This window comes from Streptomyces sp. SPB162, from assembly GCF_029504575.1.
Lineage (GTDB): Bacteria > Actinomycetota > Actinomycetes > Streptomycetales > Streptomycetaceae > Actinacidiphila.
The window spans coordinates 4,142,088-4,168,357 of the sequence record NZ_JAQFII010000001.1 but is presented as its reverse complement, the minus strand read 5'-3'; the positions used below and the strand labels follow the sequence as shown (position 1 = coordinate 4,168,357).

Here is a 26,270-nt window from a genome sequence, read left to right as displayed (position 1 = left end):
CACCTCCCGTCATCGATCGGGCGGGCGAAACCGCCCCAACGTGGTGTTCCACCGATCCGCGATGGCGTCCGCGCGGGCGAAGTGCCCGGCGGCCTCCTCCTCGCGGCCGAGGAGCCCGGCGAGTTCGCCGAGCGTGTACGCGACGGGTTGGATCGCCACGGTGCAGCCCGCGGTGGGCGGGGGTGCGTGGCGGTACGGGAGCAGCGCCGCGTACAGCTCCTCCGCGCCCTCCTTCTCGCCGAGCGCCACCATCGCCGTCACCCGGAAGGTCGCGAAGAGCTTGAAGAAGTAGTCCCGCCGGATCGGCGGGGCCTGCGCCAGCACCTGCCGGGCCTCGGCCGGCAGCCCGGCGGCGGCCAGGGCCGCGGCGAGCAGGTCGCAGGCCATCGGGCCGTAGTCGTCGTACATCCGGCGCGCCTGCTCTACGCACTCACCCAGCCGCCCCTGGCCCGCCCTGATCGTCGCGATGGCGATCAGCAGGTAGCCGGCAGCGTGCGGGGAGCCCTGGCGGCCCATCGAGGCGGCCGCCTCGGCGTACAGCCGTTCGGCGTCCGCCACTCTGCCCTCGATGTGCGCGAACGTCGCCTGCACGGTCTCGCCGACCGCGACGGCTTCCGGCATCCGGTAGGCGCGCGCCACTTCCAGGCACTGCTCGGTGAGCCGGTACGCGCCGGCGACGTCGCCCTCGACCGCCGCCGCGATCGACCGGAGGCACAGCCCGTACCAGCGGTGGATCGGCAGGTCGTGCGCACCGCCGATCCGCTCGATCCGCTCTCCCAGCGCCGCCCGTTCCCGCCACTCCAGCTCGGTGTCCAGCTCGCGGGCGAGCGTCCCGAGGGCCTGCGCCAGCAGCACGGGGTCCGTCAGGCCCTCCGCGATCACCGCCGCCTCCTCGGCCGCGGCCCGCGCCCGGGGGTCCTGGCCGTCGGAGAGCTCGGCGCAGTACGCGTCCAGCAGCCGGCAGCGCACCGCGGGCTCCAGGTCGGACCGCTCCAGCAACCGGCCGAGCCCGGCGATGACCGGTTCGTCGACCATGCCGTACGGGCGGCTCTGCCAGGGCGTCGGCTCGGTCCACGCGGTGAACGCGCGGATCAGCAGGTCGTCGCGGTCCGCGGCGGTGGCGAGATCGACGGCCGTCCGGCGGATCGCTCGCGCTTCCATGATCGCCCCGGCCCGTACCTGGGCGCGCAGCAGCCTGCCGAGCAGCTCGACCCGCTCGCCGTCCCGGTCCCCGGTGCCGCCCGCGGGCACGCGCTCGAGGCACTCCAACGCCTGCCCGAGCAGGACGGCGGCGACGTCGTGGGCGTAACGGTCCTCGGCGAGAACGGCCGCGCGCACGCAGAAGTCGACGGCCTTCGCCGCCGTGGTCGAGGACGCCGCTCGCGCGTAGTGGTGGGCCAGCGCGGAGACGTCGTCCGGGGCGAGCAGCTCCAGGCTCGCCGCGATCCTGCCGTGCATGCGGGTGGCGCGCAGCCGGCTCAGGTCGGCCAACAGTGTGTCCCTGACCAGCGCGTGCACGAACCGGACGCGTCCCGGGGCGGGTTCGGTGAGGAGCCCCGCGACGAGTCCGGTCTCCAACGCGCCCAGAACGCCGTCCTCGCCGGCGTCCGCGGCGGCGACCAGTACCTCGACGTCCGCTTCGCGCCCCGCCACGGCGGCCAGCCGCAGCAGGGCCACCGCCGCCTCGGGAAGACGTCCCAGCCGGCGACGCAGCACGTCCCGCACCCCTTCCGGTACGTCGGACAGCGCCACCAGCGCGCCCTCGCTCCCCAGCAGCCGGGCGCTCTCGCGGACGTAGAAGGGGTTGCCTCCGGTGCGTTCGGCGAGCGCCGCGACCGTTTCGGCGTCCACCGGCCCCCCGCCCGCGGCGCCGGTCACCGCCCCGACCACCTCCGCGACGGCCGGTCCGGGCAGTCCGCGCAGCGGGATCCGCAGCGGCGACCGCCGCGCCAGCGCGGCCAGACCGTCGGCGAGCGGCCCTCCGGCCTCGTCCGGCCGGTAAGCGGCCACGAACAGGACGCTGGTGCCCTGCTCCAGGTCGACCAGGCCCGCCAGCATCGCGAGCGTCTCGGCGTCGGCCCAGTGCAGGTCGTCCAGCAGGACGGCCACCGGCCGCACGGCCGCCACCGTCGCCAGCCACGTACGGACCGCCCGGTGCAGCCGGAACCGGCCCACGGCGGCGTCCTCCTGGGCGACGGGTCCGGTGACCGGTGCGTCCGACAGCAGCGGGGCCAGCGCGGCGGCCGTCCCGGGAGGCGGCGGGAGCTCGGCGGCGACGTACCGCAGCGCTTCGACCCAGGCCCAGGCGGGCGGCGCGCCCTCGGCGTCGGTGGTGCGGCCGAGTGCGACGAGCCAGCCGTCGCGGCGCAGCCGGTGCCCCAACCGTTCCAGCAGCGCCGACTTGCCCATACCGGCCTCACCGGTTACCAGCGCGATGCCCGGACCAGCGCTGATCGCCCGCTCCGCGGCGGCTGTGAGCAGCATCAGTTCGGAGTCGCGACCGACGAACAGGTCCGCTTCAGGTGCGCGTTGCCCCGTGGCCGCCGGCGGACGCGGCCCGCCGAGCGCACTCGGCGGCGTGTCCGTCGCGGCGCGCAGCACCTCCACCCGCTGCGCGAGGACGGCCTCCTCGAGCGCGGTCAGGGCCACACCGGGATCCAGGCCCACCTCGGCGGCGAGGACCGCGCGGGCCCGCCGGAGGGTGGCCAGCGCGTCGGCCTGCCGGCCCACCGCCCAGAGCGCCAGCGCGTGCAGCCGCCAGCCCTCCTCGCGCAACGGCTCTTCACGGGTGAGCAGTTCGGCCTCGGGGACGGCCTTCGCGGCGGCGCCGGAGCGCAGCCCCGCGGCGACGCGGAGTTCACGGGCGCTCCTGCGGAGCTCCTCCAGGCGCGCGGTCTCGGCCCGGGCCCACGGTTCGTCGGCCGTCTCGGCGTACGCCGGGCCCTGCCAGAGGGACAGCGCCTCGTCCAGCAGCCGGTTCGCGTCCCGCGGCCCAGTGGTGAGCAGTTCGCGGGCGTCGTGCAGCAGCCGCTCGAAGCGCCAGGCGTCGACCGCGTGCTCCGGCAGCCGTAACGCATAGCCGGGCGGGGCGCTGACCAGCAGCTTCGCCGGGGTACGCGGGGCCCGGCCGGGCTCGAGGAGCCGGCGCAGGTTCGACACGTATGCCTGCAGCGAGGTCACCGCCTGGGCGGGCGCCGCGTCCTGCCAGAGGTCCTCGACCATCCGGTCCACGGGGACGACCTGCCCGCGCGCCGCCACCAGCAGCGCGAGGACCGACCGCTGCCTGCGGCCGCCGAGCGGAACGGGCTCCCCGTCCCGCTCGGCTCCGAAGGAACCGAGCACGCGTACGCACACCATGTCGCGCACATCGTAAACGGCCGCCGATCTTGCCGTACGGGAATTCCAAGTCCGTTCCACGTCCCGTTCCAAGTCCCGTTCCAAGTCCCCTCCAGGAGCCCCCGACGAGGCTTCCCCCCATGACGACGAACGCATCACCCCAAGCCGGCGCCCGCCCCGACACCCACGGAATGGTGGTCATCCACCGCGGACTGCGCCGGGAGTCACGGCTCCTCGCGGAGCTCATCGCGGCCGTCACCCCGGGCGACACCGCACGGGCCCGGGTGCTCGCCGGGCACTTCCGCGACTACCTGCTCGGTCTGTCCAACCACCACCACGGCGAGGACGACCACCTCTGGCCGCCGCTGCTGGCCCGGGTCGACCTCGAGACGGACCTCGTCCTGCGGATGGAGGCCCAGCACGAAGGGGTCGCCTCGACGCTGGCACGGGCCGAGGCGGCACTGCCCGGCTGGGAGGCCGCGGCGGGCGAGGCGGAGCGCGACGCGCTGGTGGCCGCGCTCACCGAGCACCGCGTGGTCCTCGTCGAGCACCTGGACGAGGAGGAGGAGTCACTGCTCCCGCTCGCGGAGCGGCACCTGTCCGTGGCGGAGTGGAACCTGCTGGGCGAGCACTTCCTGGAGAGCACCCCCAAGCCCAAGCTGCTGTTCTTCCTCGGCATGGTCCTCGAAGAGGCCGACACGACCGAGCGCGCCACCATCCTCGACGCGATGCCGCTGCCGGCCCGGCTGCTCTGGTACGCCGTCGGCCGCCCCGCGTACACCCGCAGGATGCGCCGCATCCGCAGCACCGACCGCTGAAGACAGCCACTCTCAGAGGAGATCTGCCATGAACCGCAAGAACTTCACCACCGGCCTCGCCTTCGTGGGCGGCCTGTTCATCCTCTTCATCGGGCTCCGCTTCCTGCTCGCCCCCCAGGCGTCGGCGGCCGCGTTCGGCGTCCCGACCTGGCCGCGGGAGGAGGGCACGGCGTTCCTCGCCGTCAAGGGCGTGCGGGACATCGGCACGGGGCTGATCCTCTTCGCACTGCTGCTGACCGGGCACCGCAAGGCGCTGGGCTGGGCGATGCTGGCGATGGCGTTCATCCCCGTGGGCGACATGGTGATCGTGCTGAGCCACGGCGGCCCGGCCGGCACCGCGTACGGGATCCACGGCCTCACCGCCGTCGGGGTCGCCGTGACCGCCGGGCTGCTGCTCGGCGAGCGCCGCGCCCCGACGGTCGCCGGGTCGGCCGGCCGGGAGGCTTCCCGGCCGGCCGACCCGGCCCTCAAGCGGTGACTCGCGGTGGACCCGTCACCACGCGGACGGCGCCGGCGGCGTCACCACCGGCGGACGGTCGTCGCAGGTGATGGTGTTGGGCAGCTCCCAGGGGGCGAGCCAGGGGCCGGTCGTGCCACCACCGTCGTTGCCACCGAGATCGGTCAGGGCGAACTCCGAGCCCGCGGGGGTGAAGTGGAACGAGCCGCAGTTGTTGACGCCGACCGCGCCGACGTTGCGGGCGTCGACGTTCTCGAAGGTCGAGGACCCCGCCGCTCGTCCACTGACCACCGACGTGCCCGTGCCGTCGACCCTGACGTCCTTGAAGTGGACGTTCGTGATCGAGTACAGGTCCTTCACCGGCCAGTCCGAGACCAGCATGATCGCGTTGTAGGTGTTGTCGAGGAAGTGGTCCCCGGTCACCCGGACGTCCGCGTCGATGTTCTTCTCCAGCGCGAAGAACCAGATCGCCCCGAGCCCGATGTTCCAGTTCAGCTCGTACGTGCCGGCGCGGACCGTGGTGTTGTCGGTGATCCACAGATGCCCGGTGAACGCCTCGGAACCGAAGCGCGAACCGACCTGGAGGGCGCTGCCCTCGCGGATCGGGTCCGCGATCAGGTTGTTCGAGACCGTGTTGTCGGTACCGCCGTAGATCGCGATGCCGTTGGCGAGCACCGGGGTCTGGACCGTGTTGTGGTCGAACGTGTTGTCCGCGTTCCCGGTCTTCTCCGACCACATGGCGAGGCCGTCGTCACCCGAGTTGCGGACGACGTTGTTCGCCACGAGCGAGTGCGTGACGCCCGTGTGGAAGTTGAGGCCGTCGGCGATCTGGTCGGCGATGACGTTGTTCGTGATCCGCAGGTTCGTCATCGGCCCGTCGAACCACATGCCCACCTTGGTGTGGTGGACGTAGAGCCCGTCGATCGTTGAGTCGCTGAGCGCTCCGCCGATGCCGTTGACCTGGTCGGTGTCGACCCGGTCCCGCACGTCGCCCTCGATGGCGAAGCCGGAGAGGTGGACGCCGGTGCTGCCGCCGGCGGCCGCGTCCTTGCCGTAGAAGCCGACGCCGGTGTGGGACCGGCCCGGGTCCACCTGGTGGCCCTTGATGATCGTGTACCAGCTGCCCGCGCCCTCGATCGTCACGTCGTCGACGATGATGTGGCGGTTCACCTGGTACGTGCCCTGCGGGATGTACACCTTGAGGTGCGTCCGCTTCGCGAAGGCGATCGCCCGGTCGATCGCGTCGGCCGCGTCACGCCGGCCCGACGGGTCCGCGCCGAACGCCAGCACGTTCGCCGCGACGACGGCGACGTGCGGCGCGCCGACGAGTTGGGAGTCGAGCAGGTCGATGGTGGTGGCCGAGGCCCTGCTCCCGGCCGGAACGGTGAGCCGCACCTTGTCGCCCGCGCGGTACTTCCCGCCGAGCGGCAGGCGCCGCTCATCGTAGAAGTGGTTCGGGCGGAAAGGCGTCGCGAACACCGGGGCGGGCGTCGTGGCGGCGGGCACGCAGGCGCACTCGGTGACCCAGTAGTCGGGGTGCAGCAGCCCGGCGTTCGGGTCGTTCGAGAACGGATACTGGTTGTACAGCCAGGCGTATTGCGACGTCAGGGTGGCCGTCCTCCGGTTCCCGCCGTTCACCGTGACATCGAGCGGCGCCGTGATCCCGCCGCCTCCGGGGGCGTCCGGGATGCTGTAGCGCACGGTGATCGCGTCGGCGGCGGCCGGCAGCGTGAACTCGACGTACTGGCCGGGCGTCAGCGAGACCGCTTTACGACCCGAGGCCTCCGCCGGCAGCGTGTACGCGGTGCGGTCAGGGCCGATGACCGTGCCGTTCGTCGCGGCGTTCTCCGCCTCCTGCTCGGCGAATCCCACGTTCGCGCCCCGGCCGGCGACCAGCGCCGGATCGAGCGCGGCACGCGTCACCACCGGGCCGGGACCACTGCTCGCGGCGGGTCGCGCCGACGCTGTCCCACCGGCCAGGACGCCGAGCCCGAGGGCCGCCGCGGTCACCGACGCGACCGCGACCGCGGCTCTTCGCCGCGGTCCGAGCGACCACTTCGCCCCAGCACCTGTGATGTTCGGTGACATCGCCAGCTCGTTTCTCTCGGGAGGGCGCGCCGCTCGGGAGGGCGCGCCTGAGACCCGCAAGGCGAAGCGGTGCCATGAGGGTGAGGCGACAGTAGGACCGCACTCCCCGTTCCACAAGGTTCCTACAGAATATTTCCGCTGACGTGCCCTCCAGATGCGGCAGTTCGTCGCTGTCTTGCGTCAGTCAGCACGCTTCATTGCGTTCACGCCGCCGGGACGACCGCTGGTGTGCAGGCCGTAGCGGTTCCAGAGGAAGCGCTGCAGGAAGAGCGTGACGATGCCGGCGAGGAGCATCCCGGCGAGGTTCAGCCCGAGCTGCTGGAACGAGGCGGCGACCTCGTGCCAGTGGGCGAGGGCGATCGCGACCGCGATGTTGCCCGCCGCCGGCACGGTGGTGACCGAGATGAAGACGCCCACCAGGGCCGAGGACTTGCCGGCGGTCATCGACAGGATTCCCGCGACGCCGGCGAGGAGCGCGACGATGAACGACCACTTGTCGGGGTGGACGATGAAGTTCGTCAGCGGTCGGTCGTCCAGCATGTCCGGAGTGATCCAGCCCAGCAGCCGGCCCGCGACCGCACAGCCCAGAGTGATTCCGATGGCGACGGTGAACCCGATGGCGAGCGTGCGCACGGCCGCGCCGATCAACCGCAGGTTGCCCCGCAGTACACCGAAACAGACGGCCGCCACCGGCCCGAACTCGGGACCCAGCACCATCGCGCCGACGATCAGGATCGGCTGGTCGAGCAGTGCGCCGATCGCCGCGATCTGCGTCGCGAGCGCGAGGAAGGCCAGGAACGCCCAGGTGAGCCGGGCCTCGGCGGAGGTGCGCGCGGCCAGTTGTTCCCAGACGACGGCGTCGTCGGAATCTCCCGGCGCGATCTCCTCGGCCTTCTCCGCGGCGGTGGAGATCGACAGGTAGAGCTCCTCGACGGTGATCCCGCCGCTGTCCTTCAACCCCAGCGCCCGCAACTGCTCGAGCACGCCGTTGGCCGCCTCCCTGGCCACGTCGAACTCGACGAAGTCACCCCGGGGCTCGTACGCGGCGCCGGGCAGTCGGATCACATTGACGACCGCGGGGCAGTCGGTGGCGATCCTCAGCACCTCGTCGGTGCGTTCCGCGGGACAGATCACTCGTACATGCAGCACGAGGTCATTGTGCCCGCGCTCCCGCCGGGTTCCCGTCAGGCGGAGGCGTAGCGGGCCGCCAGTGTGCGAACGGTCCCGGCCAGGCGGGAGCGCAGCTCCGGGGGGCCGAGGACCTCGATGTCGGCGCCGAGGGCGAGGAACGTGCCGTGGGCGTGGTCGAGGGATTCGATCGGCAGCACCGCGCGGGTCCAGCCGTCCGGTTCCGGGGTCCCGTTGACGGCCAGGGCACGGGCGGCGGCCCCGGTGAGCCGGGCCGCGGCGCCCGGTGCGAGCCGGACCAGCGCCTCGCCCTGATGCAGGCGGGCATGGAAGTCCGCCTGGTAGCGCTGCCAGTACCCCGCCAGGTCGAAGTCCTCCGGCGGCTGGAACTCCTCGTCGAGCGCGGTGAGTCCGAGGATCTGGTCGACGCGGTAGGTGTACGGTCCCGGTCCGGCGACGAGGTACCAGCGGCCCGCCTTGAGCACCAGTCCGTACGGCTCCAGCCGTCGGTCGACATCGGTCGGCGCCTTCCAGCGGCGGTAGCGGACGTCGAGCACCCGGCTGTGCCACACCGCGTCCGCGACCTGCGGCAGGTGCGGGATCTCGTCGTCGTCCGCGTACCAGCCGGGCGCGTCGAGATGGAATCTGGACCGCATGCGTTCGGCCTGGGCGCGCAGCTCGGGCGGGAGCGCCGCGCGCAGTTTGAGCTGGGCGCCCGCGAGGGCGGAGCCCAGCCCCAGCTCGGCGGCGGGTCCCGGGATGCCGGAGAGGAAGAGCGCCTCCGCCTCGCCCGCGCTCAGTCCGGTCAGCCGGGTGCGGTAGCCGGCGAGGAGCTGGTAGCCGCCGGCGTGCCCGGCGTCGCCGTAGAGCGGGACGCCCGCCGCGTGCAGCGCGTCGACGTCCCGGTAGACGGTGCGCACCGACACCTCCAGCTCCCGCGCGAGCTGGGCGGCGGTCATCCGGCCCCGGGTCTGGAGCAGCAGGAGGACGGAGAGCAGACGGCTGGACTTCACTGACACAAGGTGTCAGTGAAGCGGTCCTACGGTCCAGCCATGGCTTTCCAGGAGAAACTGCTGAGGGTGCTGCCACCGGTCGAGGTGGCGGGCCGTTCCGTCAAGCGCTACCACGTCACCGCCGACCCCGCGGGGATCGAGCCCGAGGTCGAGAAGGCCGCGTACGCGATCCTCCCCGAGTTGCTGCCCGAGCCGGACGGCACGCCCGGGGCGACCTTCGTCGTCCTCCACAGGGGTGGGGACGACGGGGCGTACCTCAACGCGTACAGCTGGGCCTGGGACAACGCCCTGTACTTCGCCGGGGCCGCGGGCGGCCAGCCGGTGCTGGGCTGCCCGGACGACGACCCCGCGCACTTCGTCCGGCTGGAGCCGAAGCTGATCGGCTGCGTCTGGGAGCTGCCGCCGATCCTGCACGAACGGGACGCCTGGGTACGCCACATGCTCGCGCCCGACCGCCCTGACCTCGCCGCCTATCTCGCCGACTCGCTCCCCGAGGGCACCACAGGAGACCGCTCATGAACGACTTCGACTTCCTCGTCGGCAGCTGGGACGTCGCCAACCGGTGGCGGACGGACTTCCTCGACGGGACCAGCGAGTGGGAGGAGTTCCCTGCCGTCAGCCACGCCTCGCGGCACTTCGAGGGCGGCGCGAACCTCGACGAGATCATCTTCCCGACCAAGGAGTTCGCCGGGCTGACCCTGCGCCTGTACGACCCGGAGCGCGAGGAGTGGTCGCTGTACTGGGCGAGCAAGCGCACCGGGACGCTCTTCCCGCCGGTCATCGGGAGGTTCGGGCAGGACGGCGTCGGCGAGTTCTACGGGGACGACACCCACGCCGGTAGGGAGATCAGGGCCCGGTTCGTCTGGTCGGGGATCACGGAGGACTCCGCGCGCTGGGAGCAGGCCTTCTCGGTGGACGGGGAGAAGACCTGGGTGACCAACTGGATCATGGAGTTCACCCGCCGCTGACAGCTGTGACGACGGCTCCCGAACGTGGGGGCCGGGTCGCCGGAAGGAGAGGTCCCGGCGACCCGGAGTGGCACGTCAGCCGTTGTCGGCGCCGTTGCCGGAGAGGACCGGGATCTGGTCCAGGATGTGCGACAGCGGCTCGTCGCCCTTGCCCTGGGTGGAGTTCTCGGTGCACTGCTGGTTCTGCGGCGACGACAGGACGTTGATGTCCTGGACCGTGATCGGGACGAGGCCGACGAGCGAACCGACGTTGGCCTTCGCCGGAAGGCCGACGCACAGCTTGTTGAGCGTGCCCTGGACGAGGCCGATCTGCGCGCTCTGCGTGCCACCGGTGTGCGTGTTGCCGAAGGACTGCTCCGACCCGTTGCCGTTCACGGTGTCGAAGCCCGAGTCGTCACCGATGGCCATGGCCTGCGGGGCCGAGGCGGCGCCGACCGCGACGACGGAAGCCGCCAGGGCGGCACCGGCCAGGAACTTCTTGATCATGATCAGTCCTTCGAGTGCGGGGATGCCCTGGGTGGGGCGAGGGATCAACCGTCGAGGGCGGGTTTGGTTCCGGTGCTTCATCCCATTGGCGGAAATCGCCCGGACAGTGAAGTTCAGTGCCCGATGGGCAGACCACCGAGCAGCGACGTCCCCTTGGCGACGCCGGCCAGCGTCGGCGTCAGGTCCTTGGTGGCGTCGGTCACCTGGCCCAGCAGCGTGCCCGCGGTGGTGTCCGTCTTGAGCTTGTCGCTGACCCGCTTCGCCACGTCCACCACGGGGCCGAGGTAGGCGTTGCCCGCCTGCGCCACCGGCTGCGCCGCGAAGAGCTGGTCGACGCCGCCGTTGATGCTGGTCGGCATCGCCGGGGCCGCGTCGGCGGCGAAGGCCGGCGCGGCGGCACCCATGGCCATCACGGAACCGGCGACGACCACAGCAACCTTGGAGTACTTCACTGTCAACCCTTTCAATAGCGGCGTCGGCACCCGGGCACGGGGATTGCGGCCGGGTGAGCGAGGAGTGGCTCATGACGCCGTAGTCCTCTGGATAACGACTCCACCGCGCAACGGAAACTCCGCGGAATGATTCTTCATCGGCAATCACCCGAAAGCGGAAACAGCGGAGCTTTTTTGCGCCAGGCGAAATGTGCGGCCTGCCCGCGGTGGGCCCCCTTTCCCACCGCGTCAACAGAACAATTCGATCAGACCCGTGCGGCGCGCGATCGGCGGTAGAGCATCGCTCCACTCAGCAGCAGCCCGGCACTGACGGCCCCCGCCGTTCCGAGGCCCTCCGCACCCGTACGGGCGAGTTGCACGCCCTCCGAGAGGACGGGCCGGACCGCGGCCGCGTGCTGCGGCGGTGCGACGTGCTCCACCGGCGGCGGAGTGACGTGCTCCAGCGGCGGCGGAGTGACGTGCGTCGACGGCGGCGGGGTGTGGTGGACCGGCGGCGGCGTCGGGCCCGTCGGCGGCGCTGCAACCGGCTCCCCGCCACAGTCGTTGCCCATGGCCGGGTTCAGCAGCCCCACCAGGTCCGCGGTGTTGCCGCAGACGTTGACCGGGGTCTCGACAGGGACCCGGACGTTGTTGCCCGACCCCACACCGGGCGAGCCCGCGGTCGTGGCGTCGGCGTCGTGCCGCATGCCCTGGTGGCCGCCGCTGTGCTGCCCAACGTGCTGCGCGCTCTGGTGGCTGGTCCCGTAGTGGCCGTTCTCCTGGGGGCCGCCTTCGTGGTGGCCGTTCTCCTGGTGGCCGCCTTCGTGGTGGCCGCCCCCGTGCCCGGAAGCCCCCGCGTGCCGCGCGGGTGCCGGAAGGTGCCGCTCCCGCGCCGGGGCGTGCCGCTGGTGTTCCGGCGCGGACTCGTTGGCGCAGCCGTTCCCCATCGCCGGGTTCAGCAGCGCGACGGCGTTCACCGAGTTGCCGCAGAGGTTCACCGGCACGTCCACCGGAACCTGGACGCTGTCGCCGGACAGCACGCCCGGCGAGTTCGACGTGGTCGTCCCGGCTTCCGCGTCCGCGTGCGCGTAGCCGCCGGCCATGGCGAGCACTCCGCTCGCCGCGGCGACGGTCATCAGACTCCTGCTCAAGGCCTGTCGCATCGACTCTCTTCCCTGCCATGGGTGGTGCACGAAACGCGCGGAAGGTCTCCCGCGCGCCGAAACCGTGAGCGGCCCCGGAGCACAGGCGAGCGCTCCGAGGCCGCGACGGGCGCCCTCACGGGCCGATGACCAACGTCATTCGTTGGTGCAGGCGTTGCCGAACGCCGGGTTCAGCAGAGCGATGATGTCGATCGTGTTGCCGCACACGTTGACGGGGATGTGGATCGGGATCTGAATGCTGTTGCCCGACAGGACACCCGGGGAGTGTGAGACCTCGGCCTGGGCCCCGGCGTCGGCGAAAGCGGGGGCAACGGCACCACCCGTGATCATCAGCGTTCCCGCGGCGAGTGCGGCGATCTTCGAGTACTTCACGTTGAACTCCCTTTCCGCAGCGGCGCCGATCGCAGTCACGACGTTCGTGCTGCCCGGGGGAATTCCTGCCCCTCGTGACACCGCTACCACCGGGGTAACGACCGCCGATGCCCGGAGAAACCCTCCGTACGCACCCGCCGTGATCATCCACTCGAATGCCGTAACTGCGGCCCCGCAATTCACAATTGCTGTACTGAATAGGGCTCCGGGCCTGAATTACGGCAGCACAAAACGGCCCTGGCCGCCGGTGGTCACCGGCGGCCAGGGCCTCGGGCGATACGGGTCAGCCGTTGTGGGCGCCGTTGCCGGAGAGGACCGGGATCTGGTCCAGGATGTGCGACAGCGGCTCGTCGCCCTTGATCTGGGAGGAGTTCTCGGTGCACTGCTGGTTCTGCGGCGACGACAGGACGTTGATGTCCTGGACCGTGATCGGCACCAGGCCGATGAGCGAACCGACGTTGGCCTTCGCCGGAAGGGCGATGCACGGCTTGTTCAGGGAACCCTGGACGAGCGCGAACGACGGGCTCATGTAGCCGCTGGTGTAGGTGTTGCCGTAGGACTGGCGGGCACCGTTGCCGTTGGTGGTACTGGCGCCACCCGAGTCGCCGATCGCCATCGCGGGCGCGGCCACCGCGGCGGAGACGCCGACGACGGAGACAGCCACCGCAGCCGTGGCGAGGAACTTCTTGATCACGAGTATTCCTTCTTGTGCGAGATTGCCCCAGGTACCGGGTCGGACTGACCAACCGTTCGGTGCGGGCTCGGGTTATGGCCGTTCACCCGAATGGTGACGGCGGGGCCGGTCGGTCAGCAGTTGTCGCAGGAATTTCCGAATACCGGGTTGAGCAGGCCGATCACGTTGACGGAGTTGCCGCACAGGTTGATGGGCACGTCGACCGGAACCTGGATCTGATTTCCGGAACCGATGCCGGGCGACTCCACGGCGGAACCCTCGGCACCGGAGTCCGCGAAAGCGATACCGGACGCGCCGACGACAGCGGCACCGGCGAAAGCGGCGAGAACAGTGGCTTTGGCGAAACGTGACAAGGGAGCACCTTTTCCTGGTGGCGGATATGCGTCGGCGTTAGCCCGGATGGGCCAACGGAACTATCAACGCATGAGTGCACCGGAGGGTGTCTCCACCGGGGGGTGAAGCACCGGTCATCTGTACGTCAACACCCGTGCGTCAACACAGCGCGTTGGTTAATCAAGGATTACCTGCCCGGCATACCCCTCGTTATAGCGGGACAGACCGCTGCGGCGGCGGGCACGGCAGGCAGCACACATCCGATTCTTCATTCGCGGAGAGAGGTAACGGCGCGCGATGCCGCAACACCAGCAGGACCCGGGCCGGCTGACGGTGCTTCACCTGGTTCAGCCCGTCGACGGCGGGGTCGCCCGCGTCGTCACCGACCTGGTGCGGGCCCAGGTACGTGACGGGGTCCGCGCGGTCGTGGCCTGCCCTCCCGGCGGCGTCCTGGCCGGCGACGCGGCCGAGGTCGGCGCCGAGGTGGTGCCCTGGGCGGCCGGCCGTTCCCCCGGTCCGGACCTGCCGGGCGAGACCCGGCGCGCCCGCCGGGTGGTCCGCGAGGTGCGTCCCGACCTGCTCCACGCCCACAGCGCCAAGGCGGGACTGGCCGGACGGCTGGCCGTGCGCGGCCGGGTCCCGACGGTGTTCCAGCCGCACGCCTGGTCCTTCGAGGCGGTCGACGGCGCGACCGCGTACGCCGCCCTGCGCTGGGAGCGGTGGGCCGCGCGCTGGGCCACGCGGGTGCTCTGTGTCAGCGAGAGCGAACGGCGGACCGGGGAGCGCGCCGGGATCGATGCCCGCTGGGCCGTCATCCCCAACGGCGTCGACCTGGACCGTTTCACTCCGGACGGCGGCCCGTCGGACCCGCCAGGCGATCCGCGCGGCTCACTGCCCGCCCTCTCCGACCTGGGTCCCGCCGACCGCCTGGTGGTCTGCGTGGGCCGGCTCTGCCCGCAGAAGGGCCAGGACCTGCTGCTGCGGTCCTGGCCCAAGGTCACCGCCCGGCTGCCCGGCGCCCGGTTGGTCCTGGTCGGGGAAGGACCCGACCGCGACCGGCTCCTGCGGGGCGCCCCGGAGGGGGTGCTGTTCGCCGGGGCCACCCGCGACGCCGTCCCCTGGTACCGGGCCGCCGACGTGGTGGTCCAGCCGTCCCGGTGGGAGGGGATGGCGCTGGCCCCGCTGGAGGCGATGGCGTGCGGCCGCCCCGTGGTGATGACCGACGTCGACGGCGCCCGGGAGAGCCTGCCGCCCGGTCAGGAGGGCCTCTGCCTGGTGCCACCGGAGGACCCGGACGCCCTCGCCCACGCCCTCCTCGGCCTGCTCACCGACCCCGTTGTCCGCGCCACCGCCGCCCGCCGGGCCGTGGACCACGTGCGCACGACATACGACGTGCGGCGGACGACGGCATCGGTCGCGGACCTCTACCGCGACCTGCTCGATCCGTCGCGACCCGAGTGCAGGGAACGCATCACGCGATGACGACGGAGAGCGCAAGCGCGCCCCACCCAGCCCGGAACGTGCGACAGACCACGGTCGCGCCCGCCACCGCCCCGATCTCGCGGCCCCGGGGGCCCTCCAGAGCCGTCGTGGGGCGACACCGCGCGCGGGTCGCGGTCCGCCACCGCGCGGTCGTCCCCCTCCTCGCCACCGACTGCCTGGCCGCCGCCGGAGTGCTGGCCGTCCGCCCGGGTTGCCCGCTGCCGCTGCTCGGCCCGCTCCTGGTGTGCCTGACGCTCCTGCACGCCTACGCCGGGCTCTACCGCACGGGCCTCGACCCGGCGGCGCTCGACGAACTGCCCGGCCTGCTGGGCTGCTCGGCCCTCGCCTGGTGCGCCTCGGCCACCACCCTCGCCGCCGTCCGCCCGGCGCACTCCCCCGGCTGGCCCGTGCTGCTCACCACGATCGCCGCGACCGGCCTGCTGGCCTGCGCCGCCCGCGCGGTGGTCTACCGGTTCCAGCGCTGGTCGGCGGGGCGCCACCCGTGCTCGACCCTGCTGATCGGCGCCGGTCCCGTCGTCCGGGACGTGGCCGAAGTGCTGTACGAGCACCCCGAGTACGGGATGCGGCCGATCGGCGTGGTGCTCCCGTACGACACCCCGGGCGCGGACTCGTCGCTGCCCGTGCTCCGCTCCATCGGCGACATCCACCGGGCGATCATCCAGAACTCGGTGCGCTACGCCGTGTTCGCCGGCGCGCCCGCGGGCAATCCGGCGGCCGCGGAACTGGTCCGGCTGCTCGCCGCACGGGGCTGCTGCCTGTGGCAGGTGACGTCGGGGCCGGGCTCCAGGACCGCGGGGCGGCCGGCGGCCGGCCATCTGTGGGGCTTCGCCTGCGCCCGCCTCGACCCCTACCCGCGCCCCGGCGCCGGACTGGTGGCCAAGCGCGTGCTGGACGCCCTGCTCGCCTTCCTCGCACTGCTCCCCGCGGCGCCGATCCTGGCGCTCAGCGCGCTGGCCGTCCGGTTGTCCGACGGGCCCGGGGTGCTCTTCCGGCAGGAGCGCGTCGGGCTGGACGGCCGGCCGTTCACGCTGCTGAAGTTCCGCACCCTGCGGCCGAGCGACGAGCGCGAGTCGGCCACCCGGTGGAACGTCTCACACGACCGGCGGATGAGCGCCGTCGGCCACTTCCTGCGCCGTACCTCGCTGGACGAGTTGCCGCAGCTGTGGAACGTCCTGCGCGGTGACATGAGCCTGGTCGGCCCCCGGCCCGAACGCCCCTACTTCGTCCACCAGTTCGCCCAGACCTACCCCGGATACAAGGACCGACACCGGATGCCCGTGGGCATCACGGGACTCGCGCAGATCCACGGGCTGCGCGGCGACACCTCCATCGAGGACCGGGCCCGCTTCGACAACCACTACATCGAGAGCTGGACGCTCTGGCAGGACGTCCGCATCCTGCTGCGCACCGCGACGGCCCTCTTCCGGTTCGGGGGGAGCTGACCATGACCGTCCTGCCGGACACCGCCCCCCGCCCCGTACGGCACGCACACGCCACCCGTCCGCCGGCCGGCCGCGCCACCCGCCGATGGGTCCGGGCGGCCCCGCTGCTGCCGGCGGTGGCGACGGTGCTGCTGCTCGCGGCCCCCATCGGCGCGGGGGACGTGAGCGCCTCCGGGAAGCTGACCCCCGCCGACGCGGCCTCCGCCGTACTGGTCGCCTTCTGCGCGCTGCGGGCGCTGCGCGCGCGGACGCGCCCGCTGACCGCGGCGGCCGCCCTCGTCCTGGGCGCGCCCGTCGTCGCGATCGCGGTGGCCACGGTGACCGCCGCGGACCCGGCGGAGGCTGTCGCCGGATTCGTGCGGTACCTGCAGGTCTTCGTCCTCGTGCCGACCGCGCTGGTGCTGCTGCTGCGCACCCGGCGGGACTTCCTGGTGGTGGCCGGATCCGTCGTCCTGCTCGCCCTGGTGCAGGGCGCGATCGGGGTCTACCAGTACGCGACGGGCACCGGCGCCTCGTACGTCGGCGAGAACATCCGCGCCGTCGGCACGTTCGGTCCTTCGGACGTGATGGGCATGGCCACCGTCGTCGCCTACGGGCTGGTGATCGCCGTCGGGCTGGCTCTCGCGCCGGCCGCGCCCGGCGCCCCCCGGCTGCTGCGGCCGGCCGCGCTGGGCTGCGCGGCCGCGCTCGTGGTCCCGCTGGTGCTGTCCTTCAGCCGCGGCACCTGGATCGCCACCGTGCTGGCGTGCTCGGTGATGACCGTGCTGGCCGGGCGGCGACAGGCGGTACGGATCTTCGCGGTGACGGCGGCCGCGGGCGTGGTGCTGGTCGGCGGCGCGGGGGTGGGCTCGCAGCTGATCAGCGACCGGGTCGCCAGCATCACCCAGGTGACCGACGCGCCCGACTCGTCGGTCACCGACCGGTACGGCCTGTGGGCCGCCGCCACCGGGATGTGGCGCGAACGGCCGGCCACCGGCGTCGGCCTCAAAGGCTTCCCGGCGCACCGTGACGGCCACGCCGCGCTCGACCTGTCGTCCGGCAGCGACACCGACGGCGCCGGCCAGGGATTCGCGCGCGAACCCCTGCTGTCACCGCACAACATGTACCTGCTCATCCTCAGCGAACAGGGGCTGATCGGGATCACCCTGATCGTCGGCAGCTGGGCGGCGCTGCTGGCGTGCGGGCTGGGCCGGCTGGCCGGCGCCCGGCGCGCGGGCCGCGGCGCCGAGTGCGGGCTGATCGCGACCGGGCTGCTGCTCTGGCAGTGCGTCGACTTCCTGTACGCGGACATCGGCGGCCCGTCGACCGTGCTGACGGCCATGCTCTTCGGGCTGGCCGCCGCCTGGGCGCTGCGCCCGGCGGACGGCACCGCGGGCGGGCCGGAGGTCGCCCGATGACGGACACCTCCGCGCCGCCGGAACCGCCGGTTCGACCCGAGCGGTCCGCCGTCGTCCCCGCTCCTTCCGCCGCGCCGGACGATGCCCGGCCGGCGGAGCAACCCCGACCATCCGGCCTGGGGCGGGTGCTGGCGCGGGCGGCGGCAGTCACCGCCGCGCTCACCGCGCTCGGCTCGCTGCTGGGCCTGGTGCGCGACCAGACGATCGCCCACCTCTTCGGCGCGGGGCCCGCCACCGACGCGTTCCTGGTCGCCTGGACCGTGCCGGAACTGTCCGCCACCGTCCTCATCGAGGACGCGATGGCCCTGCTGCTGATCCCGGCGTTCAGCCTGGCCCTGGCCCGGCGCGGCACCGGGGCGGGACAGGGTCCCGACCCCGTGCGGGCGCTGCTGGCGGCCACGCTGCCCCGGTTGCTGCTCGCCCTGGCCACCGTGATGGTGCTGCTCGAACTGGGAGCGCCCGCGATCGTCGGCGTCCTGGCCCCCGGCCTGCGGGACTCCGCGCTCGCGGTCGACTGCACCCGGCTGACCGCCGCCACCGTCCTGACGTTCGGCCTCACCGGGTACTTCAGCGCCGCGCTGCGCGCCCACCGCCGGTTCGTCCCTCCGGCGGCCGTCTACGTCGTCTACAACATCGGCATCGTGGCCACCCTGCTGCTGCTCCACGCCCGCTGGGGCGTGCGCGCCGCCGCCGCGGGCGTGGCGGTCGGCGGCCTGCTGATGGTGCTCGTCCAACTCCCGTCGTTCCTGCGCCGGGTGCCCCCGTGCGGCACCGGTCCGCGACGATCCGCCGAACCGGCCGGCGCCCCGGCGCCCCTCGGCCTCGCGCTGCTCGCCCCTGTCATCGTCTTCACCCTCTGCCGCCAGGCGCAAGTGTTGATCGAGCGCTTCCTCGCCGCCCCGCTCCCCGCGGGCGCCATCTCGCACCTGAACTACGCGCAGAAGGTCGCCCAACTGCCGATGGTGCTCTCCTTGATGATCGTCACGGTCACCTTCCCGGTGGTCGCGCGGGCGCTGGCCGACGGCGAGCCGGAGAAGGCCCGGCTCCGGGTCGAACGCGATCTGACACTGGCCGGCATGGTGGTGCTGCTGGGCACCGCCTTCGTCATCGCCTGCGCGCCGCAGATCGTCCACGTGCTGTTCCAGCGCGGCGCCTTCGACGCCGTGGACACCGCCGCGACCGCGTCCGTCATGCGGGTCTACGCGCTGGGCCTGCTCGGCCAGAGCATGGTGGGCGCCCTGGTCCGGCCGTTCTTCTCGGCCGCCCGGCCCACCTGGTACCCGGCCGCCGCCATGGGCGCGGGGCTGCTGATCACCGTCGTCGCGGGGGCCGTCACCGTCGGGTACTGGGGCATCTACGGCATCGCCGGCGCCAACGCCGCGGGCATCACGGCCACCGCCGTGCTGCTGCTGCGCGGGCTCGGCACGCAGGTGATCGCCGTCAGGGCCCGCACGGTCGCGGCGGGGCTCGGCCGGCTCGTCATCGCCGCCACGGCCGCGTGCGCGGCCGGCTGGGCGACCACGCGCCTGCTGCCGGGACCGGTGCCGTCCCTCACCGTCTGCTGTCTCGTGGTGCCGGCGGTCGCCACCGCGACCGCCGCCGCCGTACGGGTGCCGGAAATCCCGCACCTGCTCGCCACCGTGAAACGGAAGCTGCCCCATGCCCGCTGACACCGCACCCGTCCGCGTCCTGCGCCGTCCGGCCGCCCGCGACACCCTGTCCAGACGGGGCGGCCGGACAGCGCCGTGGGTGCTGATGTACCACTCCGTCGGGGCGTGCGCCGACGATCCGTACCTGGTCACAGTCAGCCCCGACCGGCTCGAACGGCAGCTGACGTGGCTCAACCGCCGCGGCCTGACCGGGGTGGGCGTCGCGGAACTGCTGCGCGCCCGCGCTGACGGCCGCGGCAACCGGCTGGTCGGGCTGACCTTCGACGACGGCTACGCGGACTTCGTGGAACACGCGGTGCCGCTGCTGCTCCGGTACGGGCACTCCGCCACCGTCTTCGTGCTGCCCGGCAGGCTCGGCGGCGACAACGAGTGGGACGAACTCGGCCCGCGCAAGACGCTGCTGACCGAGGAGGGCATCCGCGCCGCGGCGGCCGCCGGTATGGAGATCGGCTCCCACGGCCTCGTCCACCAGGATCTGACGCAGACCGCCGACGGTGTGCTGGCCGGCGAGGTGCGCGGCAGCCGCGACCGGCTCCAGGAGATCACCGGGAAGGCCCCCGCGGGGTTCTGCTATCCGTACGGCAAGGTGGACGCGCGCGTCGTCAACGCCGTGGCCGCGGCCGGATACGGGTACGGCTGCGCGGTGGCGGCCGGCCCGCTGACCGGGACGCACGCACTGCCCCGCGCCTACGTCGGGGAGCGGGACACCGACGCGCGCCTGGACCTCAAGCGCCTGCGGCACCTGCTGCGCCGGCGCCCGCTGCCGTTCGACTCCGGCCACGCCGCGCTGCCGTACGCCCGCGAGGCGGCCCCCGGCGCCGGGGGCCGTGCGCCCGGCCGCCCCGCCGCGGGCTCACCGGTCCCCCCGGAGCCCCGGAGCGAGCAGGACGGCCGATGAAGGTCCTGCACATCATCACGGGGCTCGACATCGGCGGGGCCGAGCAGCAGTTGCGGCTGCTGCTGCGGCATCTGCCGGTGTCCTGCGAGGTCATCACCCTCACCCACCCCGGTCCGGTCGCCGACGGCATCCGCGCCGACGGCACACCCGTCACCCATCTGGGGATGACCGGGAACCGGGACCTCACCGCACTGCCCCGGCTCACCCGGCTGATCCGCGCCGGCCGCTACGACCTCGTCCACACCCATCTCTACCGGGCCTGCGTCTACGGCCGGATCGCCGCCCGGCTGGCCGGGGTGCGCACCGTGGTCGCCACCGAGCACTCCCTCGGCGCCACCACCATCGAGGGCCGCCCCCTCACCCGCGGCACCCGTGCCCTGTACCGGGGCACCGAGAAGCTCGGCAGCGCCACCGTCGCGGTCTCGGACACCGTCGCCGAGCGGCTACGCGCCTGGGGCATCCCCGGGCCGCGGATCCACACGGTGCCCAACGGCATCGACGCCGGGGCGTTCCGGTTCGACGCGGCGGTCCGGGCGGCCACGAGGAGCCGCCTCGGACTACCGCGGGACGCCTTCGTCGTGGGCGGCGTGGGGCGGCTGGTGCCCGGCAAGCGGTTCGACCTGCTGGTGCGCGCGGTCGCCGGGCGCCCCGGCGCCCACCTGCTGCTGGCCGGCGCGGGACCCGAACGCGACGCCCTGCTGGAGCTGGCCGCCGGGCTCGGCGCGGCCGACCGGATCCACCTGCTGGGCGAGACCGGCGGCGGGGACGGTCCCGGCACGGCGCCGGCGCTGCCCGCGCTGCTGGCCGCCGTCGACCTCTTCGTCTCCGCCTCGCGCGAGGAGACCTTCGGGCTCGCCGTGCTGGAGGCCCTCGCGGCCGGACTGCCCGTCCTGTACGTCACCTGCCCGGCCATCGACGACCTGCCGGCGGCGGACGCGCCCGGGGCCCGGCGGATCGGCACCGCCGCCGAGGCGCTCACCGCCGCGCTGCGCCAGCACCAGGAGGCCGGGCAGCACCGGTTCGAGGTGCCCGCCGCCGTCGGCCACTACGACATCGCCGGCACCGCCGGCCGGCTGGCCGCGCTGTACGCCCTCGCGGCCGCCCGGCCCTGACCAGAGCCCACAGAAGGAGCGAATCCATGGACGAGACCCGAACCCACGCCCCCGGCGCGCCGAGCCGGCTGCGGGACGCGGCGCGGCGGCTGCCGCGCTGGTGGCCGCTGCCGCTGTGCGTCGGCCTCGGGCTGGCCGGCGGCCTGGGCTACGGCCTGGCCACCCCGCCGCAGTACTCCGCGACCAGCTACGTCATCGTCGTCCCGCAGCATTCCGACCCGGCCACCGCACTCGGCTTCGCGCAGGCCTACGGCCGCGTCGTCACCGCGTCCACGGTGCTGGCCGACGCGCAGAAGGACGCGGGCGTCCCCCTCGCCGAACTGCGCGAGAGTGTGCAGGTGGCCACCTCGCCCGATGCTCCGATGATCTCGATCACCGGCACCGGGACCCGGGCCCGCGACGCCTCGGACATCGCCAACGCGGTCGCGAACTCCCTGACGGTCACCGGCAACCGGAACGCCGTCAACACCGGGGTCCGGCTGCTGATGTTCTCCCCGGCCGCCGTTCCCCTCTCCCCGGCCTCGTCCTCGACGGCGCTGTCCGGCGCCGTGGGCGGCAGCGCGGGCGGCCTGCTCGGCGCGCTGGTCCTGCTGGTCCGCCCCGGCAACCGCGGTCGCCGGGCGGCCGGCCACGCCGCCGTGCCCGCGCCCGCCCAGGGCATCCACCCGCCCGTCAGGGAGATGGCGTGACGACCGGCGGCGACCTCGCGTCCGTCCGCTCGGTGACGATGTGCCGCGACCCGCGGCAGTTCGAGGCCCTGCGTGAGGAGTGGGGGCGGCTGCACCGGCACTGCCGGACGGCCACGCCGTTCCAGAGCCACTCCTGGCTGCACTCCTGGTGGGCGTCGTACGGGCGGACCGGACGCCTGCGGGTCCTGCTGGTCCGGAAGGACGGGGAACTCATCGGCGCCGCCCCGCTGATGCTCGCCCACCGACCGCTGCCCGTCCTGGTGCCGCTGGGCGGCGAGATCACCGACTTCTCCGACGTGCTGCTCGACGACCACGCCACCGAAGCCGCCGTCACAGCGATGGCCGTGGGCCTGCGCCAGGCGGCCCGCGGCGCCCTGATCGACCTGCGCGAGGTGCGGCCCGGCGCTGCCGCCGAGCGCCTCTACGACAGCTGGCGGGGACCGAAGCGGCGGCTGAAGGACTCCGTCTGCATGGAGCTGCCGGGCGTCCCGCTGCCCGAACTGATCACCCGGATGTCCACCTCCCGCGGCCAGCGCACCCGGTCCTACGTGCGCAAACTCGACGCGCTGGGCATCGAGGAGCGCGTCGTCCCCGTGCACGAGGTGCCCACCGCCGTCGAGAACCTGCTGCGCCTGCACATCCTGCAGTGGGAGGGGCGCGGGGTCACCCCGGAGCACGCGAGGCCGCGGTTCGCCGCGCACCTCAAGCGGGCCGGGCAGCACATGGTGTCCGGCGGCGACGCCGTCATCACCGAGTACCGGCTGAACGGCGAGGTGCTGGCGTCGGACCTCAAGCTGCTCTCGCCGCGACTGGTCGGCGGCTACCTCTTCGGCGCCGACCCCCGGCTACGCGCCACCAAGGCCGATCTCACCACCATGCTGATCAGGAACGGCGCCGGCCACGCGACCGCTTCGGGCGGCGGCGGTGCGCTGAGCCTGCTGCGCGGCAACGAGGCGAACAAGCTCCCCTGGTGCCCCGACCTCGTCGCCAATCAGCGGCTGCTGATGACGTCGCCGCTGTTCGCCCCCGCCCTGTTGCTCCAGCTGGCGCGGACCGCGCTCCGCGACCGGGCGGCCGCGGTCGTACGCCGCCATCTGCCGGCCGTACGGGCCTGGCGCTCCCGGCTGAACACCTGGCGGGCGAAGCGGGTCTGAGAACGACCACGACCTGCGGCGCGCGTCCATCCGCGCTCCGCAGGTCGTCAGGGTCCCGAACGCGTCAGCCGGCGAGGCCGTGGGCCGGTGCCGGGGCCGGAGCCTGCGCCGCCGGAGCCGGGACCTGCGCCGGGAGGGCCGGGAGCTGCGGCAGCCCCGCCATGTCCGCGGTCGGCAGCGCGCCGCCGAGCAGCGCCGAGACCAGGACGTTGACCAGGTCGGTCACGACCTTGACCACCTTCCCGAGAGCCCCCGTCGCGTCGCCCGTCGAGGAGGACTGCAGCAGATCGGTGACCGTCTTCTGCAGACCGGCCAGCGCGTCGCCCGTGAGGTCGGCACGTGCGGAGGCGCCCCTGACGCTGATGCCGCGCGTCAGCATGCCGGGCCGCGCGGGAGCCTTGGGCAGCACCGGGGCCTTGGGCAGCACCGGAGCCTTGGGCAGCGTGGGGGCGGCAGGCAGCACCGGGGCGGCGGGCGCGCCGGGCGCTGCGGGGGCGGCCGGGAGGGCGGGGGCGGCCGGGAGGGCGGGCGCGGCGGGGGCGGCGGGGGCGCCCGGCATCGCCGGCATCGCCGGCATCGCCGCGAGCATGGCCGTGATCGCCGCCTTGACCGCGTCGGCGTCCTTCGTGGCGTCGGCGGTCGACAGCTTGTTGCCGGGTGCCACGAGGACGGCCTTGACCGCGTCTGTCACCGGCGTCAGGACCGCTCCCAGCCGGCCGAGGGTCGTGGCTTGGGCGAGGAGGGTGGTCGCGTCGGTCGCCACCGGCGCGCTGTGACCGGCGCCGCTGGGATCGGTGTCGGAGGACGCGAACGCCGCTCCCGTGGTGCCGAATGCGAGTGCGCCGACGAGGGCGGTCGAGACGATTACGCCGGTCGTCCGGTGGGTGGGCATGGAGTGGGTGTCCCTTCGCTGAACAGGCGGGTGTACTCCCCAACCGTCGAAAGCGAACGGTGGCCCCGCAACCTGTCAACTGAGCGCACCCGCGTGTCGTGCTCCCCGTTGGGACGGCGAGCGCGTCCGAACGGGCCCTGACCGCACCGCAGTCACCGCCGGCAGCCGCCGCCGGGGGACCGTTGTGCGCCCCGTGCGCCAACCGGGTGCCCTGGGAGGGCGGGGGGCCGGCGAAGAACGCGACGGTGGCCGCGTACGGAGTACGCGGCCACCGTCGTGCGATGAGGTGTCGGGTGTCAGTTGTCGTTGCCGACGCCGTTGCCCGAGAGGACCGGGATCTGGTCCAGGATGTGCGACAGCGGCTCGTCGCCCTTGATCTGGGACGAGTTCTCCGTGCACTGCTGGTTCTGCGGCGACGACAGGACGTTGACGTCCTGGACCGTGATCGGGATGAGGCCGATGAGCGAACCGACGTTGGCCTTGATCGGCAGACCGATGCAGGGCTTGTTGAGCGAGCCCTGGACGAGACCGACCTGCGGGCTCATCGTGCCGTCGGTGTGGGTGTTGCCGTAGTTCGACTCGGAGCCGTTGCCGTTCACCGTGGAGGCAGCGCCGTCGTCGCCGATGGCCAGCGCCTGCGGGGCAGCCATGGCGGAGAGACCGACGATGGAAACGGCAACTGCTGCGCTGGCCATGAACTTCTTAAGCACGGTTCGCCCTTCTTGAAACGATGTTCCTGTCAGTGAATCGAACTGATCAACTGTCCATCTCCGGTTTGGTTCCGCGATTTCACTCCACTGGCCCAACCGGATTTCCATACGGGTGCCCGGCGGCGTACCGCCGGGCGCGTCGCTTTCCGGTCAACTCTTCTTGGGGACCTGCCATTCGACACGGAAACACAGTTGCGAAAGGCCGAACCGGCTCTTGTACTCCTCTCCCAGGTCGAGCGGCAGGCAGCGCTCGACAGGCGCCGGCGGGGAGCCGAGCGTCGGAGCGGGCCGGAAGAATCCGACCGGGACCGGCACCATGACCGTCGGGGCGGGGGCCGCGGTGCCCGTGTCCGGGCCGGGACTCGGAGCCGGCACGGGGGTGAGCGTCCCGCCCGGCGCGGGCGTCTCACCCGGCGTGGGCGTAGGCGTGGGCATCTCACTCGGCGCGGGCGCCGGCGTCTCGCCCGGCGCAGGCGCCTGGCCCGGCGCAGGCGTCTCACTCGGCGTCGGCACAGGAGAGGGCACCGGCACCGGCTCGACCTGGGCGAAGTTCTTCGAGCGGAAGACCCTCGACGACTTGGGGTTGTCGTCGCACTGCCACACGCCGTGCGGGCAGTAGTCGGTGAGGGTCTGGTAGACCGCCCGGTGATCGGTGATCCACTGCAACATCATCCGCATGTAGTCCGGGTTGTCGCCGTTCCGGAAGAGCCCCCACTCCGGATACGAGATCGACTTGTTGTGCGCGGCCGCGAAGTCCACCTGCGCCTGGAGGCCGAACGGCTCCTCCACCTGATCGTAGAAGGAGTCCCCCGGCGGCTGGTCGTAGGAGTCCATGCCAATGATGTCCACGACGTCGTCGCCCGGGTAGCACGACGTCCAGCCGATCGCGTCCTGACCGCGGTTCGGCGCGAAGTCGAACCGGAACCGCTGGCCGGGAACGCTGCGCATCGCCGTCACGACGCGGTTCCAGTACGTCTTCCAGGACGCCGGATCCGGACCGCAGCGGTGTGTGTACGTGGTGCCGTTCATCTCCCAGCCCAGCACGACGACGGTGTCGGGAACACCCAGCGCGACCAGCCGCCGCGCCAGCTCCGTGAAGTGGCCGTCGAACCGGCCCGCCGCACCGGAGCGCAGCAGCGACCGCACCTGGCTGTCGGAGACGTGCTGCTCGTTGCGCTCCTGCATCGGCACGTTGAGGACGAAGAGCCGGTCCGGTCGCTCCTTCTTCCACTGGGCCCACGGCTGGATGAGCCCCGGATCGCCCTCGATGTCGCGCCAGCTCTCACCGGGGAGGTACGTGTGGCCCACCGTGAGGTCGGTGCCGCCCAGCCACTGCCGGAGGTCGGCGATGCGCCGCACGCCGTCAGCGCCGGAGGACGTGAAGGCCCCCATCGGCGTGTGTCCGGTGGTGGCCGCGGGACGCGCCACCGACCCCGGCGGTCCGGCCGCCGGTGACGGCGGAACCGGATCGGTGGCGGCGGCCGCGGTGCTCAGTTCGTCGACGGCGGTGTGAGGC

General features: G+C 73.0%; 25 protein-coding genes. 12 read left to right on the top strand and 13 right to left on the bottom strand.

Translation table 11 applies throughout. From position 1 onward, the window contains the following. Positions 1 to 9 precede the first annotated feature (9 nt). Positions 10 to 3,357: a BTAD domain-containing putative transcriptional regulator gene (locus M2266_RS19010; protein WP_277439266.1), complete on the bottom strand. Its 3,348-nt coding sequence runs from the start codon at positions 3,355 to 3,357 to the stop codon at positions 10 to 12. 119 nt (positions 3,358 to 3,476) lie between these two features. Between M2266_RS19010 and M2266_RS19005 the strand changes: the two genes are divergently transcribed. After that, complete coding sequence (locus M2266_RS19005) at positions 3,477 to 4,154, top strand: hemerythrin domain-containing protein (protein WP_277439265.1); 678 nt, start codon at positions 3,477 to 3,479, stop codon at positions 4,152 to 4,154. Between the two features lie 28 nt (positions 4,155 to 4,182). Then, a complete protein-coding gene (locus M2266_RS19000; protein WP_277439264.1) occupies positions 4,183 to 4,632 on the top strand; it encodes a DUF4267 domain-containing protein in 450 nt (149 codons plus the stop codon). Between the two features lie 15 nt (positions 4,633 to 4,647). Here the strand turns inward: M2266_RS19000 and M2266_RS18995 are convergent, their stop codons facing one another. The 3 genes from M2266_RS18995 to M2266_RS18985 all read right to left on the bottom strand — a co-directional run bounded on the left by M2266_RS18995 (position 4,648) and on the right by M2266_RS18985 (position 8,840). Further along, complete coding sequence (locus tag M2266_RS18995) at positions 4,648 to 6,699, bottom strand: glycosyl hydrolase family 28-related protein (protein ID WP_277439263.1); 2,052 nt, start codon at positions 6,697 to 6,699, stop codon at positions 4,648 to 4,650. Between the two features lie 180 nt (positions 6,700 to 6,879). Next, positions 6,880 to 7,848: a DUF389 domain-containing protein gene (locus tag M2266_RS18990; RefSeq protein ID WP_277439262.1), complete on the bottom strand. Its 969-nt coding sequence runs from the start codon at positions 7,846 to 7,848 to the stop codon at positions 6,880 to 6,882. A 35-nt stretch (positions 7,849 to 7,883) separates the two neighbouring features. After that, positions 7,884 to 8,840, bottom strand: a complete 957-nt coding sequence (locus M2266_RS18985) for a WYL domain-containing protein (RefSeq protein WP_277439261.1) — start codon at positions 8,838 to 8,840, stop codon at positions 7,884 to 7,886. Between the two features lie 39 nt (positions 8,841 to 8,879). Between M2266_RS18985 and M2266_RS18980 the strand changes: the two genes are divergently transcribed. Both M2266_RS18980 and M2266_RS18975 read left to right on the top strand, forming a co-directional pair. Continuing rightward, complete coding sequence (locus M2266_RS18980) at positions 8,880 to 9,359, top strand: hypothetical protein (RefSeq protein ID WP_277439260.1); 480 nt, start codon at positions 8,880 to 8,882, stop codon at positions 9,357 to 9,359. Next, entirely contained in the window at positions 9,356 to 9,808 is a 453-nt protein-coding gene (locus M2266_RS18975; protein WP_277439259.1) for a hypothetical protein, read from the top strand. The genes M2266_RS18980 and M2266_RS18975 overlap by 4 nt, the downstream gene beginning before the upstream one ends. 75 nt (positions 9,809 to 9,883) lie before the next feature. Here the strand turns inward: M2266_RS18975 and M2266_RS18970 are convergent, their stop codons facing one another. From M2266_RS18970 to M2266_RS18945, 6 genes are all read right to left on the bottom strand, one after another. Further along, positions 9,884 to 10,294 carry a rodlin gene (locus M2266_RS18970; RefSeq protein WP_277439258.1) on the bottom strand — a complete coding sequence of 137 codons (411 nt, stop codon included), beginning with the start codon at positions 10,292 to 10,294 and terminating at the stop codon, positions 9,884 to 9,886. 113 nt (positions 10,295 to 10,407) lie between these two features. After that, entirely contained in the window at positions 10,408 to 10,746 is a 339-nt protein-coding gene (locus M2266_RS18965; RefSeq protein ID WP_277439257.1) for a hypothetical protein, read from the bottom strand. 245 nt (positions 10,747 to 10,991) lie between these two features. After that, the gene (locus tag M2266_RS18960; protein WP_346780907.1) at positions 10,992 to 11,861 is read right to left on the bottom strand and encodes a chaplin; all 870 of its coding nucleotides are present in this window, start codon (positions 11,859 to 11,861) and stop codon (positions 10,992 to 10,994) included. 162 nt (positions 11,862 to 12,023) lie between these two features. Further along, a complete protein-coding gene (locus M2266_RS18955; RefSeq protein WP_277439255.1) occupies positions 12,024 to 12,260 on the bottom strand; it encodes a chaplin in 237 nt (78 codons plus the stop codon). A gap of 283 nt (positions 12,261 to 12,543) precedes the next feature. Further along, the gene (locus M2266_RS18950; protein WP_277439254.1) at positions 12,544 to 12,954 is read right to left on the bottom strand and encodes a rodlin; all 411 of its coding nucleotides are present in this window, start codon (positions 12,952 to 12,954) and stop codon (positions 12,544 to 12,546) included. 113 nt (positions 12,955 to 13,067) lie between these two features. Then, entirely contained in the window at positions 13,068 to 13,307 is a 240-nt protein-coding gene (locus M2266_RS18945) for a chaplin (protein WP_277439253.1), read from the bottom strand. A 277-nt stretch (positions 13,308 to 13,584) separates the two neighbouring features. On the opposite strand from M2266_RS18945, the gene M2266_RS18940 reads away from it, so the two are divergent. From M2266_RS18940 to M2266_RS18905, 8 genes are all read left to right on the top strand, one after another. Next, positions 13,585 to 14,769, top strand: coding sequence for a glycosyltransferase family 4 protein (locus M2266_RS18940; protein ID WP_277439252.1), 1,185 nt, complete (start codon positions 13,585 to 13,587; stop codon positions 14,767 to 14,769). Between the two features lie 107 nt (positions 14,770 to 14,876). Next, a complete protein-coding gene (locus tag M2266_RS18935) occupies positions 14,877 to 16,232 on the top strand; it encodes a sugar transferase (RefSeq protein ID WP_277439251.1) in 1,356 nt (451 codons plus the stop codon). 2 nt (positions 16,233 to 16,234) lie between these two features. Next, positions 16,235 to 17,629: an O-antigen ligase family protein gene (locus M2266_RS18930; protein WP_277439250.1), complete on the top strand. Its 1,395-nt coding sequence runs from the start codon at positions 16,235 to 16,237 to the stop codon at positions 17,627 to 17,629. After that, positions 17,626 to 19,299 carry a lipid II flippase MurJ gene (locus M2266_RS18925; protein WP_277439249.1) on the top strand — a complete coding sequence of 558 codons (1,674 nt, stop codon included), beginning with the start codon at positions 17,626 to 17,628 and terminating at the stop codon, positions 19,297 to 19,299. The genes M2266_RS18930 and M2266_RS18925 overlap by 4 nt, the downstream gene beginning before the upstream one ends. An 85-nt stretch (positions 19,300 to 19,384) precedes the next feature. Further along, positions 19,385 to 20,197, top strand: a complete 813-nt coding sequence (locus M2266_RS18920) for a polysaccharide deacetylase family protein (protein ID WP_277441264.1) — start codon at positions 19,385 to 19,387, stop codon at positions 20,195 to 20,197. After that, entirely contained in the window at positions 20,194 to 21,309 is a 1,116-nt protein-coding gene (locus M2266_RS18915; protein ID WP_277439248.1) for a glycosyltransferase, read from the top strand. The genes M2266_RS18920 and M2266_RS18915 overlap by 4 nt, the downstream gene beginning before the upstream one ends. 26 nt (positions 21,310 to 21,335) lie before the next feature. Next, positions 21,336 to 21,998 (top strand): lipopolysaccharide biosynthesis protein, encoded by a 663-nt coding sequence (locus tag M2266_RS18910; protein ID WP_277439247.1) that lies wholly within the window; start codon positions 21,336 to 21,338, stop codon positions 21,996 to 21,998. Beyond that, positions 21,995 to 23,152, top strand: coding sequence for a GNAT family N-acetyltransferase (locus tag M2266_RS18905; RefSeq protein ID WP_346780906.1), 1,158 nt, complete (start codon positions 21,995 to 21,997; stop codon positions 23,150 to 23,152). Before M2266_RS18910 ends, M2266_RS18905 begins: the two co-directional genes overlap by 4 nt. Positions 23,153 to 23,216: 64 nt before the next feature. Here the strand turns inward: M2266_RS18905 and M2266_RS18900 are convergent, their stop codons facing one another. From M2266_RS18900 to M2266_RS18890, 3 genes are all read right to left on the bottom strand, one after another. Further along, positions 23,217 to 24,044, bottom strand: a complete 828-nt coding sequence (locus M2266_RS18900) for a hypothetical protein (RefSeq protein WP_277439246.1) — start codon at positions 24,042 to 24,044, stop codon at positions 23,217 to 23,219. Between the two features lie 296 nt (positions 24,045 to 24,340). After that, a complete protein-coding gene (locus tag M2266_RS18895) occupies positions 24,341 to 24,754 on the bottom strand; it encodes a rodlin (protein ID WP_277439245.1) in 414 nt (137 codons plus the stop codon). Between the two features lie 150 nt (positions 24,755 to 24,904). Then, entirely contained in the window at positions 24,905 to 26,146 is a 1,242-nt protein-coding gene (locus tag M2266_RS18890) for a glycosyl hydrolase (protein ID WP_346780948.1), read from the bottom strand. Positions 26,147 to 26,270 lie beyond the last annotated feature (124 nt).

Excerpts from the sequence above, each read along its gene's own strand:
- M2266_RS19010 (WP_277439266.1), bottom strand. The coding sequence starts at position 3,357 with ATGGTGTGCGTACGCGTGCTCGGTTCCTTCGGAGCCGAGCGGGACGGG.
- M2266_RS19005 (WP_277439265.1), top strand. The coding sequence starts at position 3,477 with ATGACGACGAACGCATCACCCCAAGCCGGCGCCCGCCCCGACACCCAC.
- M2266_RS19000 (WP_277439264.1), top strand. The coding sequence starts at position 4,183 with ATGAACCGCAAGAACTTCACCACCGGCCTCGCCTTCGTGGGCGGCCTG.
- M2266_RS18995 (WP_277439263.1), bottom strand. The coding sequence starts at position 6,699 with ATGTCACCGAACATCACAGGTGCTGGGGCGAAGTGGTCGCTCGGACCG.
- M2266_RS18980 (WP_277439260.1), top strand. The coding sequence starts at position 8,880 with ATGGCTTTCCAGGAGAAACTGCTGAGGGTGCTGCCACCGGTCGAGGTG.
- M2266_RS18975 (WP_277439259.1), top strand. The coding sequence starts at position 9,356 with ATGAACGACTTCGACTTCCTCGTCGGCAGCTGGGACGTCGCCAACCGG.
- M2266_RS18970 (WP_277439258.1), bottom strand. The coding sequence starts at position 10,294 with ATGATCAAGAAGTTCCTGGCCGGTGCCGCCCTGGCGGCTTCCGTCGTC.
- M2266_RS18960 (WP_346780907.1), bottom strand. The coding sequence starts at position 11,861 with ATGACCGTCGCCGCGGCGAGCGGAGTGCTCGCCATGGCCGGCGGCTAC.
- M2266_RS18940 (WP_277439252.1), top strand. The coding sequence starts at position 13,585 with ATGCCGCAACACCAGCAGGACCCGGGCCGGCTGACGGTGCTTCACCTG.
- M2266_RS18930 (WP_277439250.1), top strand. The coding sequence starts at position 16,235 with ATGACCGTCCTGCCGGACACCGCCCCCCGCCCCGTACGGCACGCACAC.
- M2266_RS18925 (WP_277439249.1), top strand. The coding sequence starts at position 17,626 with ATGACGGACACCTCCGCGCCGCCGGAACCGCCGGTTCGACCCGAGCGG.
- M2266_RS18920 (WP_277441264.1), top strand. The coding sequence starts at position 19,385 with ATGTACCACTCCGTCGGGGCGTGCGCCGACGATCCGTACCTGGTCACA.
- M2266_RS18915 (WP_277439248.1), top strand. The coding sequence starts at position 20,194 with ATGAAGGTCCTGCACATCATCACGGGGCTCGACATCGGCGGGGCCGAG.
- M2266_RS18910 (WP_277439247.1), top strand. The coding sequence starts at position 21,336 with ATGGACGAGACCCGAACCCACGCCCCCGGCGCGCCGAGCCGGCTGCGG.
- M2266_RS18900 (WP_277439246.1), bottom strand. The coding sequence starts at position 24,044 with ATGCCCACCCACCGGACGACCGGCGTAATCGTCTCGACCGCCCTCGTC.
- M2266_RS18890 (WP_346780948.1), bottom strand. The coding sequence starts at position 26,146 with ATGGGGGCCTTCACGTCCTCCGGCGCTGACGGCGTGCGGCGCATCGCC.